Origin of the sequence: Rhodobacter aestuarii (assembly GCF_900156655.1) — a bacterium.
GTDB lineage: Bacteria > Pseudomonadota > Alphaproteobacteria > Rhodobacterales > Rhodobacteraceae > Rhodobacter > Rhodobacter aestuarii.
Genome location: NZ_FTOG01000002.1, coordinates 95,661 through 121,227 on the forward strand (window position 1 = coordinate 95,661; position 25,567 = coordinate 121,227).

Consider the following 25,567-nt stretch of genomic DNA (forward strand, 5'->3'; position numbering starts at 1 on the left):
AGCCGCCGAAGGCTGCGCTAGTCTCGCGCCGCTGGGCGGCTTGCGGCCCGGTACAGGAGAGCGCGCCCCAAGGGCGCCAGAAGACAAGGAAGATACCCGTGGCACCCGAGGCGCATCCCGAACTGGTCGAAACCCTAATCGCCAAGGTCGATGCCGGCGCGCATCCCGCCCCCTTGGTGCGCGCCTTGGCTGAAGACATTGCCGCCGGGCGTTTCAAGGCTCCCGATGTGGCGCTCGTCGGCCTGCAAGGCGCGCTGGACGCTGCGGCCGAGACGAAAGCCTGTGATGACCCGGTGCTGGCAGAGGTCGCCGCGCTGAATGACTCCGGCGCGCGCGCAGACGCCGCCGGTTGGTTGGAGGCCGCATTGGCCGCAGGCGCAAGCGACGCCGTGCAAGCCGCCGCGTTCCGCCAAGACCGGATTTGCAATGCCCCCGAGCGCGCCGCTGCCCGCCATTTGGAGGCGCTCAAAACCGCCGCGCCCGCTGGCGGCGTGATCCGCGCCGCCGTTGAGCTGCTTTACGAAAAGCTGGAAGCGGGCGAGGCAGCGAATGACCCGTGGGAGCTTTTGGTCGCGCTTGAACTCGCCAAGGCGCTTTTGAAGCGTGCCAAGGGCCGCGATTTGGGCCAAGCGCAAACCAGCCTTGCCAATTGCCACCAAGTGATCGGCCAATTCCGCCCTGGTCGGAAGCATTTGGACCTTGCCGCCGATCTTTTTGCCGCCGCCGCCAAAGCGGCCAGCCGCACCAAACAGCCCGAAAACTGGGCCTTCGCGCAGCATAACCTTGGCGGCATTTCCGAACTGATCGGCCTGCGCCACCAAGACGGCGCGATGCTGAAAAAGGCCGCGAAAGCCTATGGCAATGTGCTGGAGATTTTCAACGCGCAGGGCAACCCGGTGGAATGGGCGAATACCACCAGCGCGCTCGCCAATGTGAAAGCCGCGCTTGGGCGGATGGCGCAAGACCCTGTGGCGATTCAAGAGGCGGTCGAGATGTTCGACGATGTGTTTGACGCGCTTGAGGGCGAGGATCTTGCCCAAGATCGCGCCAGCGCCCGCGCCAACCTTGCGATGGCCAACCGCCATTTGGGCGAGGTGACGGAGGATGATGCCCTGCTTCGCACCGTGCTCGAAGATTTTGCCGAGGCGCTTGAAGACATCACCGCCCCCGCCCCGCGCGCACGGCTGCTGCACGCCCGCGCCCTCACCCATTTGGCGCTAAAGGATCTCGACGCTGCGCCGGCGGATTTTGAGGCCGCGCTGGCCTTGGGCAGCCGCGACTTTGCCGATTACCGCGCGGGCGCGAACCATATTGGCTTGGCCCGTGTCGCACTGGCACGGGGCGATAAGGCTGGGGTGGACACCGCCTTGACCACGGCAGAGGTCGCCTTTGCTGCGGAGCCTGCAAGCGCGGCGCTGAAGGAATGTGAGGCGTTGCGGGCGGAGATCGCCACCAACTAGCGCTCAGCGCATCGCTTGACCGAAGCACCCAAAGACCGCAAGCTTTCCGAAAAGCCTTTGGGAAAGCGGTTTTGAGCACATCGCAACACGCAGCCAATGTTCTGGTGTCGGTGCTGGCCACGGCCAGCGCCAACAGTTTGGCCAGCGGGGCTGGGGCCGCGGTCTCGGGGCTCTTTTCCCTTGCCGAAGTCGTGCATGCGCTCCGCCGTAAGCCTGAAACATGGGCTGAAAGCATCGCTACGCGGTTGGATACGGCCTTTCAGGCCCATCACCTTAGCGACACCGAGCAGCTTCATCTCCGGCAGATGATCGAACAGGCCCGCCGCGTGGCCCCTGCCGAAGTGATGGCGGTGGGCCGCGACCCGGAGCGGCTTTGCACGCTGATGATGGCGGGCTTGCGTGACCCGGCCTTGACCGGGGCCAGCAGTCGGGCGCGGTTCACACAGATCGTTGCGCCGCTGTTGCGTGATCTGATGGCCCAGCCCGAAATCATGGAGGCGTTGCGCCCGGCTTTTGAAGAAGCAGTGCTGTCGGCCTTGAACTTGATTGCCGCGCAGGTTGAGGCGCTGACCATGCAGATGCAGGACACCGCCATGCGATTGGGCGAGCAAGAGGCGCTGGTGCGCGACCTCGCGCGCCGCTACGCCCCCGGCAGCGAAGGCAGTTTTGACAGCGCAAGAATCGGGCTGGAACAGGCGCTGGAAGCAGCACAACGTTTGATGGCGCAGGGCACCCTGCCCTCCAACCTTGATGCTGCCGTGCAAGCGGTGCAGGCCGAGGTCGCGCGCCGCGTGGCCGTGCAGGATTTGGACGGGGCCGCCGACATTACCGCGCGGGAGTTGGAGCGCTTGGCTGAAGAAGTGGCCCAGCGCCAACAAGCACAACTGAAGCTGCTCGACACCGCCATCGACCTCGCCCGCGCTCGCAACCGCCCAGAAGAGGCGGCAGAGTATGTGTTGGCGAAGCTCCGCCTTGAGGGGCAGGCGGAGGCGTTTCAAGCCTGCGGAAGCGTTTTCCAAGGCTGGTATGAGCGTGGGGCCCAACGTGCTCAGGACTTTGACCTACAGGTTGCCCTCGCGATCACGGAGCACCTCGAACGCTTGGCGCAGTCCCCCACAGAGCGTAATGACGCCCTCACTGCGCGCGGAATGGCACTCAACGCCTTGGGGAGACGCGCCATGCACCCAGAACAGCTGATCGCCTCCATAGACACCTATCGACGCGCCCTTACCGAGGTCGACCGCACTTTGCAGCCCAACAAATGGGCAAGCACCCAACACAACCTTGGCAACGCACTCCACGATCTCGGGCTACGCGAAGAAGGGACAGCCTCCTTCGAAGCTGCCATATCGGTGCTTCGCTGCGCTTTGGAAGAAAAACGGCGCGATCTAGAGCCGCAAAGCTGGGCGCGCACGCAAACCAGCCTCGGGAACGCGCTGATGGCCTTGGGGCGGCGCCAAGAAAGTGTCGCGCCCTTGGAGAAGGCGTTAGAGGCTTATCTTCTTGCCTTAGAAGAACAGCCCCGCGCAGAAGACCCGCAATCCTGGGCGCGTACGGAAAACAACATGGCTGGCACGCTCGCCATTATCGGCTTGTTCAGCAGAGAGCCGGACCTGCTTGTGCAATCACTTGAGGCTTATCACGCCCTGCTCGCAGAATGGGACCAAGAGCGGATGCCGCTTTATTGGGCACACACCAATGACAACATTGGCTGCACCGAACTCGATCTCTTTGAGATGACAAACGACCCAACGCTACCGCAGCAGGCGCTAGATCGTCTTTTGTCGGCGCGGGCCATTTATGAAAGCGTTTCGCCCTATCATCTCGAAAGATGCGACGCGCAGATTGCCCGCGCGCGCAAAGCGCTCGAGAACCTTACGCGTTGAAGAGGAAGTGCAGCACGTCGCCGTCTTGCACTTCATAGGTTTTGCCTTCCACCCGGAACTTGCCCGCCTCTTTCGCGCCGCTCTCGCCGCGGTATTGGATGTAATCCTCATAGGCCACGGTTTCAGCGCGAATGAAGCCGCGCTCAAAATCGCCGTGGATGACGCCTGCCGCCGCCGGGGCCAGCGTGCCCTTGCGGATGGTCCAAGCGCGGGCCTCTTTCGGGCCGACGGTGAAATAGGTTTGCAGGCCCAAAAGGTCGTGGCCCGCGCGGATGAGCCGGTCCAGACCCGCTTCTTCAAGGCCCAGTTCACCCAAGAACATCTCGGCCTCGTCTGCATCCAACTGACTGATCTCTTCTTCGATCTTGGCGGAAATCACCACCGTCGCGGCGCCGCTCGCCCGCGCCATTTCGGCCACGCGCTCGGATTGCGCATTGCCTTTGGCGGCGTTTTCTTCCTCGACGTTGCAGACGTAAAGCACGGGCTTTGCGGTCAGCAGTTGCAGCATGTTCCAAGCTTTGCGGTCATCATCGGCCACCGCGACGGTGCGCGCGGGGCGACCGGCCTCCAGCGCCTCTTTCGCGGCGGTCATCAGCCGCGCATCTTCTTTGGCTTGCTTGTCGCCTGCGTTGATTTTGCGGCCAAGGTTCGCGAGCCGTTTTTCAAGGCTCTCAAGATCCGCGATCATCAATTCGGTCTCGATCGTCTCGGCATCGGCGAGCGGATCGACGCGGCCTTCGACATGCGTCACATCGCCATCCTCGAAACAGCGCAGCACATGGGCGATGGCATCGGTTTCGCGGATATTGGCCAAGAACTGGTTGCCCAAGCCTTCGCCCTTAGAGGCACCTTTCACAAGGCCCGCAATATCGACAAAGGTCATCCGCGTCGGGATGATTTGTTTGGAGCCTGCAATTTCGGCCAGTTTATCAAGGCGCGTGTCGGGCACGGCGACCTCGCCCACATTGGGCTCGATCGTGCAAAAGGGGAAGTTCGCCGCTTGCGCCGCGGCGGTTTTCGTCAGCGCGTTGAACAGCGTCGACTTGCCCACGTTCGGCAAGCCCACAATCCCCATGCGAAAGCCCATGTCACTCTCCTATCTGCTTGCGCGCCTCATACGCGGGGCGGGCGTGCAAAGCAAGCGCGGCCCTTTCGCCATTGATTTTCGCGCGGGCTTTCTGCAAACCGCCAAAAGCATATTCGGGGGAACGCCATGACTCGTATCGACGCCAAATTCGCCGCGCTCAAGGCCGAGGGCAAGAAAGCCTTTGTCGCCTATATCATGGCCGGGGACCCGGATCTGGAAACTTCGGCCGAAATTCTGGCCGGAATGCCAGCGGCAGGGGTTGATATTATCGAGCTAGGCCTGCCCTTCACCGACCCGATGGCAGATGGCCCGACGATCCAGTTGGCCGGACAACGCGCGCTTGATGGCGGGCAAACGCTGCAAAAGACGCTCGATATGGTCACCGCGTTCCGCAAGACCGATGACACCACGCCGATCGTGCTGATGGGCTATTACAACCCGATCTATAATCGCGGCGTGGCGAAGTTCTTGGCCGATGCGAAAGAGGCCGGGATTGACGGGCTGATCGTTGTGGACCTGCCGCCCGAAGAAGATGCCGAACTGTGCATCCCAGCAGCGGAGGTGGGGATCAACTTCATCCGCCTTGCCACGCCAACGACCGATGACAAGCGCCTGCCCAAAGTGCTGCAAAACACCTCTGGCTTTGTTTATTACGTCTCTGTCACCGGGATCACCGGCTCGCAGGCCGCGCAGGTGAACGACGTAGCCCCCGAGGTGGCACGGATCAAAGCGGCGACCGATCTGCCGCTCATTGTGGGCTTTGGGATTTCCACGCCCGACGCCGCGCAAACTATCGCCAGCGTCGCCGATGGTTGCGTGGTGGGCTCGGCCATCGTCAAGGAAATCGGCGCGGGCAAAAGCCCTGCTGAGGTGCTTGAAGTGGTCGCCGCCCTTGCCAAAGGCGCCCATTCGGCCTGAGACTTCCGCGCCTCTGACCTTTGGGAAAGGGCTGCGCATGTCGCTTGATCGCACCACAAGCTTGGCCTCGCTCATTGTGTTGGCAACGGGCGTGGCTTGGGGGTTTTATTGGCTCTCTGTCCGCGCACTGGACGCAAACGGGCTTGCGGGTGCTTGGGGCACGGTTGCAATGACCCTTGCCGCTTCCCTGCTGATTGTGCCTTTTGCCCGGTTTGGGCGCTCGGCCCCCTCTGCCCCGCTCAGTTCTTATGCCTTTGTCGCTTTGGGGGGCGCAGCCTTTGCGCTTTACTCCATTGGCTTTGTACAAGGCCGGGTGGCGATGATCATCCTGTTGTGGTTCTTCAGCCCAGTCTGGAGCACGCTGATTGGCCGCTTTATCATGGGCTGGGCGATCTCGGCTTTGCGCATTGCAGCCATTGTCACGGGGCTTTCAGGGCTTGCGATCTTGATGGGGGCCGATGGGTCGCCCCTGCCGGAAAATGCAGGCGAGGTGATGTCGCTTCTGGGAGGGTTTCTTTGGTCGATCTCCACCACGGGCATTCGCGTCAAACCGCCCCTCGCCCCGGCCAAGGCGGCGTTGGTCTTTGCCTTTGGGGCCACCGCAACGGCGCTTGCCTTGGCGCTGATCTTCGCACCGCCGCCATTGCCAGAGATTGCGCATCCGGGAGCTACGGCCCTGATTGCCATTGCAGCAGGCGGGTTTTGGTGGGGGCTCACGCTGGCGGCACTAATGTGGGCGGCGGTGCGGCTTGACCCCGCGCGGGTGAGTATTTTGCTGATGAGCGAGGTGCTGGTCGGCACCCTCTCTGCGGCGCTCCTTGCGGGCGAACGGATGAGCGCGTTTGAGCTTTTGGGCGGTGGGCTGATCCTTGCTGCCGGGGTGTTGGAAATTTGGCCCACCCAACGCGCGGCACCCCGCAAACAGCTTTAAACAAGCCAATCTGCCCTCAATTTCGTGCCTTACAAAGAATGATCCATCTTCGGAGCATCTTAAGTTTTCATCCTTAAGTTGCACTCAGCCAACCTAGTAGTTCGGTACGAGGACCTCTATGTTTTCCAAGATGAATATGCCGGATCTGTCCCGGCGCTTGCCGATGATGATGACGCTGATCGCACTTGTGGCAACGCTGTGCACGGCTGTCCCGGCTTGGATGATCACCCGCCAGTCCCTTATCAACAGTTCAGAAGACACGCTGGCGAACCTTTCGCGCGGCCCCGAACAGGCGCTGGAATTGCTGCTCAATGGCACACGGGCGGATCTTCTGTCGATGGCGCAAGACCGTTCGATTCAGCGTGCGCTGCACGACTTTTCTAGCGCTTATGCCGCGCTGCCGGATGCGCTTGGAGCGCTGCAAGAAACCTATATCCATGACAACCCCAACCCACTGGGCGAAAAGAACCTGCTTGTAAGTGCGCAAGATGGCAGCGCCTATGATGCGCTGCATGCGGATGTGCATCCCGGCCTTGCCACGCGGCTTGCAGAGCGCGGATTTTACGACATTTTCCTGATCGATACGGCGGGGAACATCGTCTACACCGTGTTCAAGGAACTCGATTTCGCGACCAATCTGAACACGGGCGAATGGAAAGATACCGACCTTGGCGCGGTGTTCCGCGAAGCGATGGACCTGCCCGCAGATGGCGCGGCGGCGTTTCGTGATTTTGCGCCATATTCCCCCAGCGCAGATGCGCCCGCCGCCTTTATTGCCGCCCCGGTCTTAGGCGCCGAGGGCACCCGACTCGGGGTGATTGCGATTCAGCTGCCCATCCGGGCGATGAACATGGCGGTGCAACGGGTGACCGATGGCACCGATTCAAAAGCCGCCTACCTCCTGGGGGCCGATCTGCTTTTGCGCTCTGACCTTTTGGCGACCGAGCAAGATGACATCCTGACCACCCGCGAAGACAATGCCGCCGTGCGCGCGGCTTTGGCGGGCGAAACCGGGGTGATTCGGGTCAACGATAGCGCCGGTGACCGTTTCATCTCTTATCGCCCTTTCACCTTCCTCAACACGCAATGGGCGCTTTTGACGAGCGAGTCTTCGAACGAATTGCTTGCCCCGCTTTGGCGCATGACATGGACCTTCATGGCGATTGGTGCCTTGGTGATGGCGGCCGCAGCGGCGCTTGCGATCCGGCTTTCGCGCTCCATCAGCACTCCGCTCACGGAACTGACCTCGGCGATGGGCGAAGTCGGCCAAGGACAACTTGATCACGATGTGCCGCATCGCGATCGCAGCGATGAAATTGGCCGGATGGCCCGCACGCTGGAACAGTTCCGCCTTGCCTTGGTGGAGGCGCGCGAGACCGATGCCCGCCTTGCCGCCGAACGCGAAGCAAGTGCAGAGCGTGAACGGCAACGTATCTTGAAAGAGGCGGAGCGCGAACGCGCAGAACAAGAGCGCGCCCGCGAGGCCGAAGAGGCGCAACGCGCCGCCGAAGATGCGCAACGCGCCGCGATTGATGATGAGCGCGCCCGCGCGGATGCCGCCCTGAAACAGGTGATCCAAGCGCTGAGCGCGGCACTGCGGGCGCTTGCAGATGGGCAGCTAGATGTCTCGATCGAGCAGTTCTTTGACGAAAGCTACAAGGCGCTGCGGATGGACTTTAACGCCGCCGTGAATAGCCTGTGCGAGATTGTGACGGAAATCTCGATCGCTGCCAGCACCATCCGAACCGACAGTGATGATATCGCGAATGCGGCGCTCAACCTGTCGCGGCGCACCGAATCCTCTGCCGCCTCGCTGGATGAAACCTCATCGGCGATGCAGGAAATGCTGAGCACGGTCACCCATACCAACTCGAGCATTAACAGCGTGCGCACTTTGGCAAACGAGGCCTGCGACCGGGCCGGGCGCTCGCAACAAACGATGCGCGCCGCCGTTGAAGCGATGCAGCGGATCGAGGCTTCCTCCGATGCAATCACGCGGATCATTGGGGTGATTGATGATATCGCCTTCCAAACCAACCTTCTGGCGCTGAACGCAGGCGTTGAAGCCGCGCGAGCGGGCGAAAGCGGGCGCGGCTTTGCGGTTGTGGCCTCGGAAGTGCGGGCCCTTGCCCAACGCGCCGCTGAATCGGCCGCAGAAATCGGCTCGCTGATCGCCGACAGTGGCAGTCAGGTCCGCGAAGGCGTGACGCTGGTGCGCGATTGCGGCACAGCGCTGGAAAGCATTTCGGGCGCTGTGTCCGATATTTCGCTGCGCGTCACCGAAATTGCCTCAAGCGCCAGCGAGCAAGAGCAGGGCATTTCCGAAGTGACCCGTGCCTTGGGTCAACTTGATACTGCCACGCAAGAAAACGCCGCGATGTTTGAACAAACAACCGCTGCGACCAGTTCGCTCGCCACCGCCGTGGGCGATTTGGGCACGCTGATTGCCCGGTTCCGTGGCTGGGAAAAGGTCCAAGAGACGAACTCAAGGGTCGCCTAACCTTGAAGATACGCCTCGTGAGACGCGGGGACCTGCGTTTCACGAGGCGAACCCGGTGCGTGCCCCGTCAGGAGGCGCGCACCAGTAGTTTATCCGACGCCAGCCAAAACGGCGCGAGGCACAGCGGCGTGTTGCTCATCGGCAAGATGCAGTCGTCAAGCGCCACACCGATTTCATCCGCCATGAACACGCGCCGCGCGACGATCCGGGCGGCCACCTCCGGGTAGAGCCGCGCCAGATCGGCGCGCATCTCGGCATCGGCAAAGGTCACCGCATCTTCGTTGTTGAGCGCTTGGCCCACCGGCATCGGCACCGGGATCACATCCACTTGGAACGGCATGCCCGAGCGCAGTTTCTCGGTGGAGCCGGGGGTGATCGGCGTGTGCAGCCATTCATCATGGCCAACGAGGTGGCCGGGGTTCAGCGCGGGCTTGAGGTCCGATCGCGCCAGCGTTTCGCGCACGGCAGCGTCAATCTCGCCGCCAGTCACGCCGATTTTCGCGGTTTCATACCAACGAATAAGCCCCGCAAAATAGCCTTTGGCCTTTTCAAGGAAAGCGTCGTTTTCGGTATCAAACAGCGCGGCACGCGAGGACAGGCCACCCCAATAGCTGACCGCCGTGGTGACGCCATCGCCCTTTTGCAGCTTGCGCCCGCGCGGGCTGCGCAGCCCAACCACCGGCGTGCCAAGGGGGGCAGAAGCAAACATCACATGGGCCGAAAGTTCTTCGCCCATATAGCCCATGCGCGCGGCGGCAGTGAATTCATCATCGCCCTCGCGGACGCCCTGCACGATCCGCCACACCGCATCAGAGGCACGCGCGGCGCCCCATTCCCAAGCCGCGATTTGGTGCACATCGACCACCGCCCGCAGCCCGGTTTCGGGGTGCATCAAGATCGGGGTCGCTTCGGTGAGCGTGCCTTGCGGGCCAACCGCCGCGCGCAGCGAATCCACAAAATAGGCCGAGGCATGGAAGCTTGGCGCTGCCCCGCCCCACTCCGCGCCCGAGAGGTATTTCCACCCCACAACGCCAATGCTGTCACCGGTTTTGACACCAATTTCGGCCAAGACAACCGACAGTGCCGGAGCAACAGAACGGTCTTGCCCCATCAGGCTGCAGCTTTGGCACAGCACAACTTCAACACCGGGCAGGCGCGACAGCGGTGCGTAATCGCGGCTTTCATTGCCGCAAATCAGCACCCGCCGCCCCGCCGGACCAAGCAGCAAAAATGCCTCTTCAAAGCGCGGCTCAAAAGCGGTGAGGAAGGCGATATTGGCAAGGTGCTCGCGGTCTGCATAGACCGCGACCCAATCCGTGCCCGCCGCCGCGAAGAGTTGATCGCATCGCGCGGCATAGACCTCTGTCGGGATTTCCGGGCAACGCGCGGGGGTGCCAAAGCTCGGAACAGAGAGCGATTTCAGGACGATGCTCATGCCTCCACCTCAACGGCGTTGGTGGCAATCGACGCCTCGGTCACATCCCAATTCATATCGGGATCAAGCGGGTAGCAGGGGCGCGGCAGCAGCTTGTATTCCAGCCGCGTGACATCGAGCGCCGAGGCGCCATCGGACAGAAGCAAAATGAACCGCTCGGCGATGTCTTCCAATTGCGGGTGCAGATAGCCCAGTTTCACCACATAGATGCGGTGATCGGTCGGCGCGATGCCCATCATCTGGAAATGGGCGGGCGTAGTGATCCCGATCGAGGCATCGTGGAAGGTAGCAATCACATGGCCGATGCGCACCCGCGCCCAAGCCCCGCCGCTGCGCAGATAGGGTTGGAACCCGTCGGGCTGCAATTGGTCGCTCGCCGCTTCCACCACAGCTTCCACCTGACGGCGCGGACCGCCAGCGGGTTGATGCTCGGCGCCAAGGTCAAGCGTGATCGTTGCCCCCTCGCCCGCCGCAGCGCAGGCGGCAACAATGCCCGGCGCGGTGATGCCAGCCACGACCACATCTTCCAATTCCGGACGATCCAGAATGGCTTGCAACATCGCCGTCGAATGGCCAGAGGCCCCGGCGGTGGTGTTATCACCAGAGTCGGTAAGGAACAGCGGGCGCTCGGGCGCCTCAGCCGCCAGCGTCAGCCCCGCCTCAACCTCGGCATGTTCCATGCGCAGCTTGTATTCGGCGCGGTTCGCCCAGACCCGACGCGCCAGATCACTGGCCACTTCGCGCGCTTGCTCCATCGAGCGGCGCGATTGGCCAATGGCGCTCGCCCCGATCCACGGCTGGTCATTCCACGCAAAACCGACCAGCAAGTTGGCCTCAACCATGCCGTCAATCGCGTCATAATCAGGCAGCGAGCCATAGATTTCACGCGAGGGCTCGGCAGTGGTGACGCAAATTTCACCGGGCAGCAGGATCGGCACATGAACCCGCGCAATATGCTGGCGTTGGCCGGTGCGGATCACTTCAAGCAGTTGCTCGGCGCAGCGATAGCCGGTCGATTGGTCATCGCGGTGCGGCGCGGTGCGCAGAACCGACAGCGCGCTGATCCGGTCCAGCATCCCTTGCGTCACTTGCCCGTGCAGATCGAGGCACAGACCAATCGGCACATCTTTGCCCACCGCTTCGGCAACGTGATTGAGAAAGTCGCTATCGGGATGCGCGTCGAGCCCGCGTACTTCCATCGCGCCGTGGTTGACCACGATCACGCCATCGAGCGGCCCCGCTGCGCGCAGCCCGGCCACCGCCTCATCGCGCACGGTTTCATAAATCTCGCGGGTGAAGCCGCCACCGGGCAGCGCCGTGCCCCACAGGATCGGCACCAATTCAACATCGGTTTCCTTGGCCAAGCGCTCTTCAATGCCGCGGATCATCCACAGGCCAAGCCCGATCATCTTTTCGCCGCGTTGCACCTCCATCGTGGTAGTGGGCACGGGCGAACGCAACAGGGCTTCATAAGAGATCCCGGTAACGGCTATACGCATTTTCTGCGGTCCTTTTCATTGTGCCCGGGGCGGCAGCCCCAAAACTGGGTCCGCGCAGGGCACGTCTTCACTTTCAAACTTATTTCGAGCTGCCACCGAGCAGGCCGCGCACGAAGGCTTTCTGGAACAGCAAGAACGCCAGAAGCATCGGCAGAACGGTCAGGATGGCCGAGGCCATGAGCGGGCCATGCTGCACCTGAATGGCGCCGACAAAGCCGTTGAGTTTTGCGGTCACGGGCATCACATCATCGCTGGCGGTCAGCGTCATCGCGAACAGAAGGTCGTTCCAGACCGAGCGGCTTTGCACGATGGCAAGCGCCGCGATCCCGGTGAAGCTGGCGGGCATCAGGATTTTGAAGAAATAGCCCGCCGGACCACAGCCATCGACCTGCGCCGCTTCATAGATTGAACGCGGCACGGTGGCGAAGAAGTTGCGCATGAAGAAGGTGCAGATTGGCACACCATAGGCCACGTGCACCAACCACAGGCCCGGGATCGTGTTGTAAACCCCAATCGCGCGGGTCACGAAGAAGACCGGGATCTGCACAATCTGGAACGGCACGAACATGCCCGAGAGCAGCAAGAAATAGATCCAGCGGCCCTTTTTCGGGTCCATCATCGAAAGCGGATAGGCCGCCATCGCCCCGATCAGCACCGACAGCACCACCGAGGGAATCGTGATCATCAAGCTGTTGAGCACCGCGGGCCCCACCTCGGCCACCGCAATGCGGAAGTTTTCGAGCGTCGGTTCCGAGGGGAGCGACAGAACCTGCGTCAGTTCAGCGGGCGTTTTGAAGGCGGTGTTGAGCGTGACCAAAAGCGGCACGGTGAACAGCACGCAAACAAAGATGGCGGCGGCATAGCGCAGGACACGCGCGGGGCGCAGCGGCGCGGCGGGAGCAAGGCTCATTCGGCGGCCTCCTCGACGTTGCGGGTGATATAGGCGATGTAGGGCAGGATCAGCACCGCCGCGAGGCACAGCTGAACGATGCCAATGGCGCTGGCTTTGCCCATTTGGAAGGTGGCAAAGGCCACGTCATAAAGCTGGGTGGCCAACACTTCGGAGGCGCGCGAGGGCCCGCCGCCGGTCATTGACCAGACAAGGTCGAAGAGCCGCATCGCCTCGATCCCGAAAAGGCCAAGCACGAGCACGGTCGAGGGCCACAGATGCGGGATGGTGATGCGGCGAAAGATCGTGAAGGCCGAAGCGCCATCAATCCGCGCGGCTTCAAAAAGCTCTGCCGGGATCGAGCGCAGGCCCGAGAAGAAGACGAGGAAGGAAAAGCCCGTCGTGCTCCAAAGCGCGGCCGCCATCACCGAGTAAGAGGCAATATGGCGATCACCGAGCCAGTTGGAGGCCACGCCCGAAAGACCGATGCCGTCGAGCACGGTGTTCACAAGGCCGCCATCGGGCAGGTAAAGCCAACGCCACACAGCGGCCACCGCCACGGGGGTGATGATATAGGGCAGGAAGATCAGCGTCTTGATCACGCCTTCGCCCTTCAGCTTGCCATCGACCAAAAGCGCGAGTGCAAGGCCAAGCGTGCTGGGGGCAACCAAGTAGAAAGCGAGCCACTTCAGGTTGTTGGCAACCGCGTGCCAAAACCGCGACTGGCCCATCAACGAGCCGTAATTATCAAGCCCGACAAAGCGCATCGTGGGGGAGATCCCATCCCACGAATGCAGCGACACGAAGCCGGTGTAGCCCACCGCATAGACATAAGCGGTCAGGAAGAAAGTCACGGGCAGCGCCAGAAACAGCGTGTAGGTCAACGCTTTCTGGGCCCGGTGATCGCGCGGTCCTTTGATCGGCATGATGGCCTCTGGTCGTTTCGGCGGAGGGGCGGAAATGGGGCAGGTGCAGGCGGCACATATCGCCGCCTGCACCAAAGGATTTTACCAGGTCACGAATTCGCCGGCTTCTTTGACCTCGACACGCATATCTTCGAGCGTTTCGAGCATCTCTTCAGCGGCTTCGGGCGACGGGTCAGCGGCATAGGCCGAAACCAGCGTGCCGAATTCGTCGCCAAGGCGCACCGGCAGGAGGTTTTTCATGTTCGGCACAACCGCACCGCGCGGGCTCGCCGCCTGAATTTCCTCAAACGCGGCTTGACCATAGGCCGAGTAACCGGCGCTGCTGGCAAGCGGGTTCGCCGCCACCGAGCCTTTGACCGTGTTGAACGCTGCTTGGCCTTCGGGCGAAGCCGCCGCGCGCATGAAATCTTTGCCGATTTCAGCCGCTTTGCCTTCCACACCGCTGGTCAGCGCCATCAGGTCCATTTGCATGACAACGCCGCCATCCATGCCCGGCGCCGGGAAGAAGCCGTATTGCTCGCCTTCGGTCCAGCCCGCATCAGCAAGGTAGGCCGAGAGCCAGTCGCCCATTTGATACATGGCCACTTCGCCTTCGGCGAATTTGGCACCGGTGTCGGACCAAGTGTAGCCGGTCCAGTCATCCATGAAGTGATCGGCATAGGCATCGGTCCACGAGGCCAGCGCCGCTTTCACACGCGCATCGGTGAAGGGGATCTCGCCCGAACCGAAAGCGTAGTAGCCGTCTTGGCCCAGCGCGTTGTAGAGGAAGCTGTAGAAGGTATAGAGCGTCCAGCCCGGGCCACCGGCGTTGCCCATCGCTTGGTAACCAGCGGCTTCGATTTTGTCGGCCACGGCGTCAAATTCTTCTGCCGTGGTGGGGACTTCGAGCCCAAGCTCGTCGAAGATCGCTTTGTTGTAGAAGACGTTCGAAACCACGTGCAGGTTCAGCGGCACGCCGTAAAGGTGGCCATCCACGCTGACGACTCGGCGCACACCATCGGCGATGTCGGCAAAGCCCGGGACATCCGAGACAACATCATCAAGCGGCGCGATCCGGCCCGCATCGGCGAAGCTTTTCAGCTCTTGCGCCATGCCCGATTGATAGACTGCCGGGGGCTGCCCACCAAGGAAGGCGGTTTGCAGGGCGCGGCGCATCTCGGCGGTGTTGCCGGTGATCACGCGGGTGCCAATCGGTGCGCCCGGGTATTGTTCGTCATAGACGCCAATCAACGCGGTCAGGGCGTTGGCTTCCGCGCCGCTGGCCCAATAGGTCCAGACTTCGGCCTCTTGCGCCATCGCGGGGCTTGCGAGGGCAAGAAGGACAGCGCCGGTCGCGAGCGCATTTTGTTTGAGGGTCGTCATATTTTACCATCTCCTGCTGGGCTTCTCAGTTGGTCCCCGCAGACATGCCTGCCATCCGAGGCAGCAGACACAAGATTTATCACGACACCAATCATAAATATTCCAACACCATACACGATAAGCCCTATTTTTGAGCATTTTTTCGCCATATCTGCATATTTTTGGCGCTAACATGTCTATTTTTGATGTGACGTCAGAAAAATTCGGCCGAAATCTTGGCTTCGGCGGCGTTTTCAGCGGAGTTATGACGACACACAGAAAAAAGGTTCGCCACCGTGCACCCATCCTATGTCAGGCAATACAATGCGACGCGCATCTTCCATGCGCTGCGGGCAAACCCCGGTATTACCAAGCGTGGCCTGACGGATTTGACCGGCTGCGACAAGTCCACCGTCTCGGCGATTCTGCGCGCGTTTGAAGACATTGGCTTTGTCGAATCGGATGCGGCGCAAGAAACCGGCAAGCGCGGGCGCCCCTCGGCCAACTATCGGCTTTCTGCCGACAATGGCTTGCTGATTGGCGTGCACCTTGAGTTTGAACAGATGGCGATCGTCGCGGCCAGCATTGATGGCACACCGATTCGCAAATGGAGCCAGCCGCTGCCGACCGACCCGGCCGCACTGGCAACCGATCTGCGCCACGCGATTGGCGCGCTTTGCCATGAGATCTCCCGCAGCCAAGATGAGATCCGCGCCATTGGCATCACCCTGCCGGGGCTCGTGGAATCAAGCGGCGGGCTCGCCCATGCGCCGAGCCTTGATTGGTATGAAACCGATATCGGCAACCTGCTGCGCGACCAGATCGACGCGCCCGTCTATATCGACAATGACACCAACGCTGCCGCGATGGCCGAGTATCTCTTTGGCCAATGCGGGCAGCTGACCGATTTTGTGATGATCGACGGCGGGCTTGGCCTTGGCGGCGGGATCTTTTTGGATGGCCGCCCCTATCGCGGCGCTTCGGGCTTTGGCGGCGAATTGGGCCATATCAAAGTGGTGCCCGATGGCCGGATTTGCGGCTGCGGCGCACAAGGCTGCCTGTCGGCCTATATCGCTGCGCCCGCGCTTTTGGCCGCCGCGCAACGATCGTTGCGGGTGCGCAATGTCGAAGAACTGATCCGCGCCGCCAAAGACGGCGCCCCACCGATCCTTGATCTGTTTGAGGATTCAGGCCGCCATCTGGGCCGCGCGCTTTCCGACATCGTCAATATTTTCAACCCCTCGGCCATTGTGCTGGGCGGGATCGTGGGCCGCATCTGGCCCTATGCCGAAATCACCGCGCGCAAAGAACTGGCAAAGCTGGCCATGCGCGCGCCGCTGCAAAACACGCAGATCCTCGTCTCCGATATCAGCGCCGCAGAAACCCCGGTTGGGGCGGTGGCGCTGGCGCTCGAAGGCTTCACCTCTCTCGACGGCCAAAAACCCGGCCCTTGGTAATTGGCTCCCGTCGCCCTCCCACGCTCGAACACGGACCCCTCCCATGGCAACACTCTCCCTCAAATCAGTCACGAAGAGCTATGGCACTGCGCAAGCGGTGCGCGGGATCGACCTAGAGATCCCCGATCATGCCTTCGTCGTCTTTGTCGGCCCTTCGGGGTGCGGCAAATCCACCACCTTGCGGATGATCGCAGGGCTCGAAGACATCAGCACCGGCACGGTCGAAATTGATGGCCGCCCCGTCAACCACCTTGCGCCTGCGGAACGCGACATTGCGATGGTGTTCCAAAACTACGCGCTCTACCCGCATATGTCGGTGCGCGACAACATCGCCTTCGGCCTGCAACAGCGCAAAATGCCAAAAGCCGAGATCGCAGAGCGGGTGCAGAAGATCTCTGACATGCTTGAGCTTTCCGCGCTTTTGGACCGTAAACCGCGCCAGCTTTCGGGCGGGCAGCGCCAGCGCGTTGCGATGGGCCGGGCAATGGTGCGTGACCCGGCGGTGTTTCTTTATGACGAGCCACTCTCCAACCTTGATGCCAAGCTGCGCGTGCAAATGCGTACCGAGATCAAGCGGCTGCACCAAGTCGCCCCCACGACCACGATCTACGTCACCCACGACCAAACCGAGGCGATGACGCTCGCCGATATCGTGGTGGTGATGAAAGACGGGCTGATTGAGCAAGTCGGCACGCCGCAAGAGCTTTACTTCCACCCGCGCACCGCTTTTGTGGCGCAATTTGTGGGCTCGCCCTCGATGAACCTGATCCAAGCGCAGGTGACGGGCAGCGCAGAGGCCCCGCAACTGGAACTCAGCGATGGCACGCTTCTGCCCGTATTGCCCGAGCGCATCCCGGCCTATGGCGCGCATCTGGGCCGCACCATGACCTTTGGCGTGCGCCCCGAAGACCTGCTTTTGGCCGAAGAGGGCGCGCCCGGCTTTGGCATCACGATCGATCTGATCGAACCCTTGGGCCAAGAGATCCTCGCGTTTTTCAAAATCGACGGCCAAAGCTGCGCAATGCGGCTTGATCCGATGTCCGAGGTGCGCCCCGGCGACCGGCTCACCGTCACCCCGCGGCTGGAACGCTGCCACCTCCTTGACCCTGAAACCGACCTTGTCGTGGCCCATGCCGCGACGCCCACAACTGAAAGTGCCTCCCAATGAGCCCGAATTACGATCTTGTCATCAAAGGTGCGACTGTCGTCACCGAGGGGGGGCCGCGCCAATGTGACATTGGCATCACCGGCGAGCGGATCGCCGCCTTGGGCGAGGCGCTTGAGGGCACCGAAGTGGTGGATGCAAGCGGCCTGATCGCCCTGCCCGGCGGCGTGGATAGCCATTGCCACATCGACCAAGTGGACCCGCAAAACGGCCACGGTGCGGAAAGCATGATCTCGGGCACCCGTGCGGCGCTGGCCGGCGGCACCACCTCGATCATCTCGTTCATCTCGCAACATGCGGGCGAAGAAATCGCCGATGTGTTTGCCGAAAGCCTGCGTCGCGGCGAGACCTCGCTTGCCGATTACACCTTCCACCAGATCATCTCGGACCCGACCGACAAAGTCGTGCTTGAAGACATCCCGATGGTGGTTGCGGCGGGCATTCGCTCGCTCAAAGTGTTCCTCACCTATGAAGACGCGCATCTGACCGACCGCGAATTCCTGCGCGTTCTGGCCGCCGCCCACCGCGAAGGCTGCATGGTCACCGTGCACTGCGAAAACTACGACGCGATTGGCTTCTTGACCGAACAGCTTCTGGCGCAAGGCATGGTCGAGCCGAAATATCACGCGTGGTCGCGCCCCGAGGTGGTGGAACGTGAGGCCACCTACCGCACCATTTGCTTGGCGGAACTGGTCGACACGCCGATCCAAATCTTTCACGTCTCGTGCCACGAGGTCGCCGAAGAGATTGAGCGCGCGCAAAAACGCGGCCTGAAAGTCTGGGGCGAAACCTGCCCGCAATACATTGTGCTCGGCGCCAAAGACATGGATCGCCCCGGCCGCGAAGGCGCGAAATACATGTGCTCTCCGGCACCGCGCGACCCGGCCAATGTGGAACCGTTTTGGGATGACATCCGCCGTGGCGTGATTGATGTGATCTCCTCGGACCACAGCGCCTTCTTCTTCTCTGGCCCGAAAAACTCCAAAGAGGTGAACGGCACGGATGCCGATTTCAGCCAAATCCCGAACGGCGTTCCGGGGGTGGGTTCGCGTATGCCGCTCGTTTTCTCAGAAGGGGTGTCGAAAGGCCGGATCGATCTGGAAACCTTTGCCCGCCTGACCGCCACCAACCCGGCGCGGATCTTTGGGCTTTACCCGAAAAAAGGCGCAATTGGCGTGGGCTCGGATGCCGATATCGTGCTGTGGGATGCCAACCGCAAAGTCACCATCACCAATGCTTTGCTGCAACATGCCGTCGATTACACCCCCTATGAGGGGATGGAAGTCACCGGCTGGCCGGTGGCGACCTATCTGCGCGGCAAGCTGTCGATGAAAGACGGCGTTGTCTGTGCCGAGCCGGGCCAAGGCCAATTCCTCAAGCGTGAGGCCTATGAGCTGGCCACGCCGCGCGGCATCACTCCCAACGGCTTCAACGCCGCCAAACTCCCACCGCAAGAAAAGAAGTAAGATCATGACGGTTCAACGCAGCCCGATCCCGCCCAGCAAATCGGAACTCAACATTCTCACCTTCCCCGGCGGCGGCAAGCTCGTTTGGGCGGTGGCCTCGGCCGATGATGTGACCGCCGATTTCACGGGCCAAACGCTTGATGTCTTCGCCAAGATTGAACGCATCTTGAAATCGGCGGGCACCGATCAAACCCATCTGGTGAAAGCCGAGGTGGTGGTGACCGATCACGACAACAAGCCGCTTTTCGACCAGCTTTGGGGCAAGTGGGTGCCGTCCGACCGGGGCCCGGTGCGCTCCTTCGTGGAAAGCCGGATGCCCGAAGGCGATCTGGTCGAATTGATCGTCACCGCCGTGATGCCCGAGGACGAATAATGCCGAAACTGAACTTCCACCGCTCGATCCTGCCCTTGGAGGCGCGCACTTGCGCGCCGGGCGCCACCGCCTATTTCCGGGGCGCGGTCGAGCGCAACTATGCGCTGCTTCCCCCCGAAGGCGTGCTCGACAGCCGCATGCCCGATTATGCGGGCACCATCGTGCGCTTTCTCGCCAGCCCCAAAATGGGCGCGGGCTTCGTGCAAACGATGCTGTTGGTCGCGCCGGGTGGCGGCACCTCGCGCCCCCGAAATGATGGGCTGCAGCATTTCTTGCTGGTGCAAGAAGGCACGTTCAATCTCGGCATCGAAGGGTTCTGTGAAAGCCATGAACTGACCGAGGGCGGCTATGCCTATTTGCCGCCCGGGGTATCGTTCACGCTCAAGAACGAAGGCGACCGCACCGCCCGCGTGCTCGAATTCTACCGGCCGTATGTGCCCGCCGAAGGTCTGGCGACGCCCGGCCCGGTCGTTTCGAACATCGCGCAAGTGGAAAAGGTCAACCACACCGGCAATCCGGGCCGTGGCTGGCAGCATCTGCTGCCCGATGATCTGGCCTTTGACATGGAAATGAACGTGCTCAGCTTCGCGCCCGGCACGCATTTCCCCTCGGTCGAAACCCATATCATGGAGCATTCGCTCTTCTTGCTCAAAGGTCAGGGCATGTATCTGCTTGACCGTGATTGGCACGAGGTCTGGGCCGAGGATTACATCTGGATGGGCCCCTGGGTGCCGCAGCAATTCTATGCCACCGGCTGGGATGAAAGCGCCTATCTGCTTTATAAAGACGTGAACCGCGATGTCAGCTTTGGCTGAGCGGACCTTGGCGCGGCTGGCGGAGCTGGCCGCGATCACGGCGGAGCCGGGCAAAATGACCCGGCTCGCCTTTAGCCCGGAAATGCGCGCCGCAAATGATCTGGTGGCGCGCTGGCTGCGCGAGGCGGGTGCCACCTCGGTGCGTATGGATGCGGCGGGCAATCTGATTGGCCGCTGGGGCGGGCCCGGCCCGGCGCTCGCGCTTGGCTCGCACCTTGATACGGTGCGCGATGGGGGCATTTATGATGGCCCGTTGGGCGTTCTGGCAGCCATCGCCGCAATGGAAGCGCTGCAAATGGCAGGCGACGCCCTGCCCTTCCCCGTGGAAATTCTGTGCTTTGGCGATGAAGAGGGCACGCGCTTTGGCACCTCTTTGGCCGGAAGCCTATCGCTTGCGGGCGGCCACCGCGAGGGTGGGCTGGTGTTGTGCGATGCAGATGGCATCACCGCCCGGCAAGCACTGAGCGATTTTGGCCTCGACCCGGATCGGATTAGCGAAGCCGCTGCTGGCCATAGGGCCTATTTTGGCTATCTGGAACTCCATATCGAACAAGGCCCGGTGCTGGAACAAGCCGGGGTGCCTTTTGGCGTGGTGAGCGGCATTGCGGGCGCCACACGCGGACGGATTGTGGTCACCGGGCAAGCGGGCCATGCGGGCACGGTGCCCATGGCGCTGCGCCAAGATGCGCTCACCGGCGCAGCAGAGATAATTTTGGCGATTGAGCGTGCGGCAGGCCCCGATGTGGTGGCAACGGTCGGTCAATGCACGGTGCGCCCCGGCGGCACCAACACCATCCCCGGCGCGGTGGAATTGAGCCTCGATCTGCGTGCGCTTGAGAATGACAAACGCGCAGCAGCCTGCGCGCAAATCCAGTATGAGATTGCGCAGATCGCCAAGCGGCGCGTGCTCAGCGCCGCGCTCGACATCACCAGCCAATCCGACAGCAGCGCCTGCGCGCCACAGTTGATGGCAAGCCTTTCGCGCGCCACCAAGCGCATGATGGGCGCCGCCCCGCCGGTTCTACCGAGCGGTGCAGGCCATGATGGCGCGCATATGAAAATGATCTGCGATTACGGCATGTTGTTCATGCGTTGCCGGGGTGGGATCAGTCATCACCCAGACGAAGCGATTGACACGCAAGACGTGGCCCCGGCGATTGCCATACTGGCCGAAACCTTGCGCGATCTCGCCCATCACCTAACCGCATAGCGACACAAATTTTGCCCCAAAGGTCAAGTCCCCAACGGGGGAATTGATAGGTTTTCCATAGCCTTACACACTGCCACGGATCGCCCAAAAACCGGGCCAACCGTGACAAAGGAAAGACCCGCTATGTATGACCTGTTTGAGAGCCCCGCCCTGACCGATGAAGCGCAATACGTCGAAGCGCTTATGGACACACTGGCCGAGACGACTGCCGCCGATTGGGGCTTGGATGCCCTGAGCTTGAGTACAGTAGCAAACAGCGCCGGGAGTATCGCCTCCGGAGGAGCAGGCCTTATGAGCACCGTTCAGGGCCTCGCACAGGTCGGGACGAGCGCCGCACAAGCCGCGCTCTCGGAAACCGAAGCCGACGACAGTGGAAAGGTTGCAGGCGCAGCGCCCATTGGCAGTGCCTATGACTTGTTTGGAGCATTCGTTAAAGAACTCCTCGCCTTGAACGACCTGATCCTAGAATTGGCCGCCAAAGGTGCGTCAGAGGAGCAACTCGCCGCCCTCGCGCAGAGCACTTTGACGGGGAAAGCTGGCTACTTCGGCGATAGCATTGGAGCGGCGTTCGGGGACTCGCTCGGAGATGCGATTGGCGACGCGATTGGTGGGGCGATCGGTCCCATCGAAGACGCCATCGAAGAAGCTATAGGCGAGATCGGTGATGCCATCGCAGCCGCGTTAGGCGTGAAAGACCAAACGAGCGAAGAAGCGGAACCGAAAGAGGCAGAAGCGGCAAAGCAAAGCGGATCTGAGCCTGAACAGCTTGACCTTTCCCAAGTTCTCAAAGCGGATAGCTTCGCCTTTACCTTTGCCGCCTAAGGCGCAAGCCGTGGCGCCCTATGCTGCCCGAAACGGCGCATAGGGCCCCTCACCTGCGACCGCAGCGCGCCTGACCAGTTGCTTGCAAATCCCCCTACGATTGGTAATTTCACCTAACCAGTTTTAGGAGAGCCCAGTGACCGTCATTACCTGCATCGACGATTTGAAGCAGTTGCACCGCAAACGCACGCCGAAGATGTTTTTTGATTATTGCGAAAGCGGCTCTTACACCGAGCAGACCTTCCGCGAAAACGTGTCGGATTTCTCGCAAATCCGACTGCGCCAGAAGGTGGCGGTGGATATGTCGGGCCGCTCGACGGCGACCACAATGGCGGGCCAAGATGTGGCTTTGCCGGTGGCGCTCTCCCCGGTTGGGCTTTTGGGGATGCAGCGCGCCGATGGAGAGATCAAAGCCGCCCGCGCCGCCGCCAAATTCGGTGTGCCGTTTACGCTCTCCACCATGTCGATTTGCTCAATCGAGGATGTGGCCGCGCATTCCCCCGACCCGTTCTGGTTTCAGCTTTACGTGATGCGCGACGAAGACTTTGTCGATGCGATCCTTGAGCGGGCGAAACGCGCCAATTGCTCGGCGCTGGTGCTGACGCTGGATCTGCAAATTCTGGGGCAACGGCATAAAGACCTCAAAAACGGTCTCTCCGCGCCGCCCAAGCTGACACTGCCGAACATGATCAATATGGCGATGAAAACGCAGTGGGGCCTTGAGATGCTGGGCACCAAGCGGCGTTTCTTTGGCAATATCGTCGGCCATGCCAAAGGGGTGGCGGATGCCTCCTCGCTCTTTAGCTGGACGGCGGAGCAATTCGACCCCTGCTTGGATTGGTCGAAAATCGCGCGCATTCGCGACCAATGGGGCGGCAAGTTCATTCTTAAAGGCGTGCTTGATGCCGAAGATGCCCGCGTTGCCGCCGATTTTGGCGCCGATGCGATCATCGTTTCAAACCACGGCGGGCGACAATTGGATGGCGCACTGTCTGCCATTCGGATGCTGCCAGAAATCGTGCAGGCGGTGGGCGACAAGGCCGAGGTCTGGCTCGATAGCGGCATCCGTTCTGGCCAAGATATTCTCAAAGCGCTGGCCCTTGGCGCCAAGGGCACGATGGCAGGGCGCGCTTATGTTTACGGCCTTGGCGCGATGGGCGAAGCGGGGGTGACCAAGGCGCTTGAGGTGATGCAAAAGGAGCTTGATATCTCGATGGCGCTATGTGGCGAAAAACGGGTGCAAGACCTCAGCCGCGACAACTTGCTGATCCCGAACGGGTTCTTTGAAACCTACGCCTAAACCGCTCAGGTCCGGGGCGCGCGCATCAGCGCCCAAAGCCCCGGACCCACGGCGGCCATCGCCAACGCCAGCATCAAAAACACCACCCGCAGCCCGGCCCATTCGGCCAAAGCGCCCATTAACACCGGGCCGATGAAAAAGCCCGAAAAGCCGATCATCCACGCGCGCGACAGCGCCCGTGCACGGGCTGCGCGCGTCACCCGTTGACCCAAAAGCGCATTGGTGGAGGGCACCACCACCGCCGCCCCGACACCAATCAAGCCAAGCCCCAAAACGGCGAGTGGCAGCGAGGGCGCGGCCGCGGTGATCACCGCCCCAACGGCCCCGGCTGCGGCGGAAAAGGCCACCAAGCGCGCTTCACCCAGCCGCGCGGCCAGCATTTGCCCACCCAAGCGAAAGAGGCCCATCACCAGCCCAAACATGGCAGGCCCCAAAGCCCCTGCCCCCACCACACCGCCAAGCCCACGTTCCAGATAAAGGGCAGACCATGTCTCGGTGGTGTTTTCCGTCACGAAGGCAGCAAAGAAAATCGCAGCCGCCGGCAAAACAACCGCCCATGGCATCGGGCTTGGCCCGGTGCTCGGCGCATCGGCTTCCGGCCCGGCGCTGTCTCTCGCCACGTGCAACCGCGAAGCCACAAGCACCAGCGCCAAGGCCAAACCGGGCTGGACCAGCTCAGGTGGGAACCCCGCACCGCGCAAGGCGCCCGCGAGCAAAGCCGCCCCGCCAAGCCCAAAGGAAAAGAGCGCATGGTTCCAGTTCATCAAGGGAAGGCCGGTGTCATGCTCTGCCTCCGAAATCCGCACATTGGCGGCAATATCGAGCGCCGACATCGCCGCGCCCATCATCAGCAGCGCCGCCGCAAGCCCCAAGGCAGAGTGGATCATCAAGGGCGTAAAGGTCACTGCAACCAACACAAAGGCGAGCACCTTGAGCGAGCGCGCGCCAAGCTTGGCGGTGATCCGTGGCACCAAGGCCATCGCCCCAACCCCGCCCAGCGCCGCGCATAGCAGCAGCAGCCCAAAGGTGCCGTCATCGACCCCCGCGCGCAGCTTGTAATCAGGAAGATAGGCGGCAAAGGCCCCCCAAAAGGCCCCAAGCCCCGCCAGAGCCAGCCCCGTTTCGCGGCTGGCCCGCATCACTTGCCCTAGTCGCATTCCCGCCCCCCGAAATCTTCGGGTTTAGCGGTAGCACGGGTTTATTCCGCCGCCCACTCCCGCGGGCAGGTTTGTCGGCAAGCTCTTGCCGGTTCTGCAACCTGATCGTGATGGGTGGGCGGGGCCACCACCCGTGTGCAGACCGCGCAGCGCTTCATTTGTTCCAGATGTTTGGCAAAATGCGCCTCTATCCCGCCATCAATCTCGATCTCGCGCTGGATCAAGTCGAAAGCCTCGTCAAAGGGCAGCGCGGCGACATCCGGCAAATGCGCCAACGTGTCATGCGGATCAAGATCGGCCCAATCATCGAACATCGAGCCGATGTCGCACAAAAGCACCGCACCATTGGCGCTCATCACCAATTCGGGCTCTTCAAAGCGCAGCCGATACAGCACGGCCTTCGGGCCGGGGTTCACTGTGGTCACCTGCGGCAAAAGGCTCAACACCTTGGCGGGCACCAACAGCAGGGGTTTGTCATGCTCGATCTGCGCCAACTCGCTGTGCAACAGCAAGCATTGCTCGGGCGCGACAAGCCGCCGATCATTATTGCCCAAAAGCCCAGCAGGCAGCGCAAGCGGCCAGAACCGCTCCGGCAAAGGATGCTGCAATCGCTCAATCGGGAAGCGTTCGATCACCTGGATCGCCCGGCTTCCATTGGCGAAGGTGCGCACCTCCTCACCTTCAATCAGGCTAGAGACTCGGCGCAAACCGCGCGCGGTTTGCAATACGGTTTTACCGTAAAGCCCTTGGGCGAGATCCAGAAACTCGTCCGCCCCACGTAAGTGCTGGCCGGTCGTGGCCATGCGTTCGTCGAAATGAAACACATCGGCGAAAGTATCGCGAAACACGGTCATATGTGACTCCCCTGCCCCCGGATACGTCCCAGCCCGTGTTCTTAGAATTATCCCAAAAACTTAAGGATGAGTTGAT

General features: G+C 61.8%; 21 protein-coding genes. 13 read left to right on the forward strand and 8 right to left on the reverse strand.

Going from position 1 to position 25,567, the window contains the following annotated elements:
• Positions 1-98: 98 nt before the first annotated feature.
• Together BW967_RS03680 and BW967_RS03685 are read left to right on the forward strand one after the other, a co-directional pair.
• The gene (locus BW967_RS03680; RefSeq protein WP_076483706.1) at positions 99-1,460 is read left to right on the forward strand and encodes a hypothetical protein; all 1,362 of its coding nucleotides are present in this window, start codon (positions 99-101) and stop codon (positions 1,458-1,460) included.
• 71 nt (positions 1,461-1,531) lie between these two features.
• The gene (locus BW967_RS03685; RefSeq protein WP_076483707.1) at positions 1,532-3,346 is read left to right on the forward strand and encodes a tetratricopeptide repeat protein; all 1,815 of its coding nucleotides are present in this window, start codon (positions 1,532-1,534) and stop codon (positions 3,344-3,346) included.
• Here the strand turns inward: BW967_RS03685 and ychF are convergent.
• Entirely contained in the window at positions 3,336-4,433 is a 1,098-nt protein-coding gene (ychF, locus tag BW967_RS03690) for a redox-regulated ATPase YchF (RefSeq protein ID WP_076483708.1), read from the reverse strand. The two genes, BW967_RS03685 and ychF, sit on opposite strands and share 11 nt — an antisense overlap.
• A 126-nt stretch (positions 4,434-4,559) precedes the next feature.
• Here ychF and trpA point away from each other — a divergent pair, with 126 nt between their 5' ends.
• From trpA to BW967_RS03705, 3 genes are all read left to right on the forward strand, one after another.
• Positions 4,560-5,351: a tryptophan synthase subunit alpha gene (gene trpA, locus BW967_RS03695; RefSeq protein WP_076483709.1), complete on the forward strand. Its 792-nt coding sequence runs from the start codon at positions 4,560-4,562 to the stop codon at positions 5,349-5,351.
• A gap of 37 nt (positions 5,352-5,388) precedes the next feature.
• Complete coding sequence (locus BW967_RS03700) at positions 5,389-6,282, forward strand: DMT family transporter (RefSeq protein ID WP_076483710.1); 894 nt, start codon at positions 5,389-5,391, stop codon at positions 6,280-6,282.
• A 118-nt stretch (positions 6,283-6,400) separates the two neighbouring features.
• Positions 6,401-8,782: a methyl-accepting chemotaxis protein gene (locus BW967_RS03705; RefSeq protein WP_076483711.1), complete on the forward strand. Its 2,382-nt coding sequence runs from the start codon at positions 6,401-6,403 to the stop codon at positions 8,780-8,782.
• Between the two features lie 67 nt (positions 8,783-8,849).
• Here the strand turns inward: BW967_RS03705 and BW967_RS03710 are convergent, their stop codons facing one another.
• From BW967_RS03710 to BW967_RS03730, 5 genes are all read right to left on the reverse strand, one after another.
• Positions 8,850-10,217: a M24 family metallopeptidase gene (locus BW967_RS03710; RefSeq protein WP_076483712.1), complete on the reverse strand. Its 1,368-nt coding sequence runs from the start codon at positions 10,215-10,217 to the stop codon at positions 8,850-8,852.
• Positions 10,214-11,716, reverse strand: coding sequence for a M81 family metallopeptidase (locus BW967_RS03715; protein WP_076483713.1), 1,503 nt, complete (start codon positions 11,714-11,716; stop codon positions 10,214-10,216). Before BW967_RS03715 ends, BW967_RS03710 begins: the two co-directional genes overlap by 4 nt.
• 79 nt (positions 11,717-11,795) lie before the next feature.
• Positions 11,796-12,626, reverse strand: a complete 831-nt coding sequence (locus tag BW967_RS03720; protein ID WP_076483714.1) for a carbohydrate ABC transporter permease — start codon at positions 12,624-12,626, stop codon at positions 11,796-11,798.
• On the reverse strand, positions 12,623-13,531 hold the full coding sequence (locus tag BW967_RS03725; RefSeq protein WP_076483715.1) for a carbohydrate ABC transporter permease: 909 nt from the start codon (positions 13,529-13,531) through the stop codon (positions 12,623-12,625). The genes BW967_RS03720 and BW967_RS03725 overlap by 4 nt, the downstream gene beginning before the upstream one ends.
• An 81-nt stretch (positions 13,532-13,612) precedes the next feature.
• A complete protein-coding gene (locus BW967_RS03730) occupies positions 13,613-14,893 on the reverse strand; it encodes an ABC transporter substrate-binding protein (RefSeq protein ID WP_076483716.1) in 1,281 nt (426 codons plus the stop codon).
• 275 nt (positions 14,894-15,168) lie between these two features.
• Here BW967_RS03730 and BW967_RS03735 point away from each other — a divergent pair, with 275 nt between their 5' ends.
• The 8 genes from BW967_RS03735 (at position 15,169) to BW967_RS03770 (ending at position 23,480) form a co-directional block, all read left to right on the forward strand.
• Complete coding sequence (locus BW967_RS03735) at positions 15,169-16,329, forward strand: ROK family transcriptional regulator (protein WP_076483717.1); 1,161 nt, start codon at positions 15,169-15,171, stop codon at positions 16,327-16,329.
• A gap of 43 nt (positions 16,330-16,372) precedes the next feature.
• Positions 16,373-17,497 (forward strand): ABC transporter ATP-binding protein, encoded by a 1,125-nt coding sequence (locus BW967_RS03740; RefSeq protein WP_076483718.1) that lies wholly within the window; start codon positions 16,373-16,375, stop codon positions 17,495-17,497.
• Positions 17,494-18,960, forward strand: a complete 1,467-nt coding sequence (hydA, locus tag BW967_RS03745) for a dihydropyrimidinase (protein ID WP_076483719.1) — start codon at positions 17,494-17,496, stop codon at positions 18,958-18,960. The genes BW967_RS03740 and hydA overlap by 4 nt, the downstream gene beginning before the upstream one ends.
• A 4-nt stretch (positions 18,961-18,964) precedes the next feature.
• Positions 18,965-19,333, forward strand: a complete 369-nt coding sequence (locus BW967_RS03750; RefSeq protein ID WP_076483720.1) for a Rid family hydrolase — start codon at positions 18,965-18,967, stop codon at positions 19,331-19,333.
• Positions 19,333-20,148: a (S)-ureidoglycine aminohydrolase gene (gene allE / locus BW967_RS03755; protein ID WP_076483721.1), complete on the forward strand. Its 816-nt coding sequence runs from the start codon at positions 19,333-19,335 to the stop codon at positions 20,146-20,148. Before BW967_RS03750 ends, allE begins: the two co-directional genes overlap by 1 nt.
• Positions 20,132-21,358 carry an allantoate amidohydrolase gene (locus BW967_RS03760; RefSeq protein WP_076483722.1) on the forward strand — a complete coding sequence of 409 codons (1,227 nt, stop codon included), beginning with the start codon at positions 20,132-20,134 and terminating at the stop codon, positions 21,356-21,358. The genes allE and BW967_RS03760 overlap by 17 nt, the downstream gene beginning before the upstream one ends.
• Positions 21,359-21,481: 123 nt before the next feature.
• Complete coding sequence (locus tag BW967_RS03765) at positions 21,482-22,180, forward strand: hypothetical protein (RefSeq protein WP_076483723.1); 699 nt, start codon at positions 21,482-21,484, stop codon at positions 22,178-22,180.
• 136 nt (positions 22,181-22,316) lie between these two features.
• Positions 22,317-23,480 (forward strand): alpha-hydroxy acid oxidase, encoded by a 1,164-nt coding sequence (locus BW967_RS03770; RefSeq protein ID WP_076483724.1) that lies wholly within the window; start codon positions 22,317-22,319, stop codon positions 23,478-23,480.
• A gap of 5 nt (positions 23,481-23,485) precedes the next feature.
• On the opposite strand, the gene BW967_RS03775 is transcribed toward BW967_RS03770, so the two are convergent.
• Together BW967_RS03775 and BW967_RS03780 are read right to left on the reverse strand one after the other, a co-directional pair.
• Positions 23,486-24,637 carry an MFS transporter gene (locus BW967_RS03775; protein WP_083951912.1) on the reverse strand — a complete coding sequence of 384 codons (1,152 nt, stop codon included), beginning with the start codon at positions 24,635-24,637 and terminating at the stop codon, positions 23,486-23,488.
• A 41-nt stretch (positions 24,638-24,678) separates the two neighbouring features.
• Entirely contained in the window at positions 24,679-25,491 is an 813-nt protein-coding gene (locus tag BW967_RS03780) for a Hint domain-containing protein (RefSeq protein ID WP_076483726.1), read from the reverse strand.
• Between the last annotated feature and the right edge of the window lie 76 nt (positions 25,492-25,567).

Coding starts and splice junctions, on each gene's coding strand:
- ychF (WP_076483708.1), bottom strand. CDS start 4,433: ATGGGCTTTCGCATGGGGATTGTGGGCTTGCCGAACGTGGGCAAGTCG.
- trpA (WP_076483709.1), top strand. CDS start 4,560: ATGACTCGTATCGACGCCAAATTCGCCGCGCTCAAGGCCGAGGGCAAG.
- BW967_RS03700 (WP_076483710.1), top strand. CDS start 5,389: ATGTCGCTTGATCGCACCACAAGCTTGGCCTCGCTCATTGTGTTGGCA.
- BW967_RS03705 (WP_076483711.1), top strand. CDS start 6,401: ATGTTTTCCAAGATGAATATGCCGGATCTGTCCCGGCGCTTGCCGATG.
- BW967_RS03710 (WP_076483712.1), bottom strand. CDS start 10,217: ATGAGCATCGTCCTGAAATCGCTCTCTGTTCCGAGCTTTGGCACCCCC.
- BW967_RS03715 (WP_076483713.1), bottom strand. CDS start 11,716: ATGCGTATAGCCGTTACCGGGATCTCTTATGAAGCCCTGTTGCGTTCG.
- BW967_RS03720 (WP_076483714.1), bottom strand. CDS start 12,626: ATGAGCCTTGCTCCCGCCGCGCCGCTGCGCCCCGCGCGTGTCCTGCGC.
- BW967_RS03725 (WP_076483715.1), bottom strand. CDS start 13,531: ATGCCGATCAAAGGACCGCGCGATCACCGGGCCCAGAAAGCGTTGACC.
- BW967_RS03730 (WP_076483716.1), bottom strand. CDS start 14,893: ATGACGACCCTCAAACAAAATGCGCTCGCGACCGGCGCTGTCCTTCTT.
- BW967_RS03740 (WP_076483718.1), top strand. CDS start 16,373: ATGGCAACACTCTCCCTCAAATCAGTCACGAAGAGCTATGGCACTGCG.
- hydA (WP_076483719.1), top strand. CDS start 17,494: ATGAGCCCGAATTACGATCTTGTCATCAAAGGTGCGACTGTCGTCACC.
- BW967_RS03750 (WP_076483720.1), top strand. CDS start 18,965: ATGACGGTTCAACGCAGCCCGATCCCGCCCAGCAAATCGGAACTCAAC.
- allE (WP_076483721.1), top strand. CDS start 19,333: ATGCCGAAACTGAACTTCCACCGCTCGATCCTGCCCTTGGAGGCGCGC.
- BW967_RS03760 (WP_076483722.1), top strand. CDS start 20,132: ATGTCAGCTTTGGCTGAGCGGACCTTGGCGCGGCTGGCGGAGCTGGCC.
- BW967_RS03765 (WP_076483723.1), top strand. CDS start 21,482: ATGTATGACCTGTTTGAGAGCCCCGCCCTGACCGATGAAGCGCAATAC.
- BW967_RS03775 (WP_083951912.1), bottom strand. CDS start 24,637: ATGCGACTAGGGCAAGTGATGCGGGCCAGCCGCGAAACGGGGCTGGCT.
- BW967_RS03780 (WP_076483726.1), bottom strand. CDS start 25,491: ATGACCGTGTTTCGCGATACTTTCGCCGATGTGTTTCATTTCGACGAA.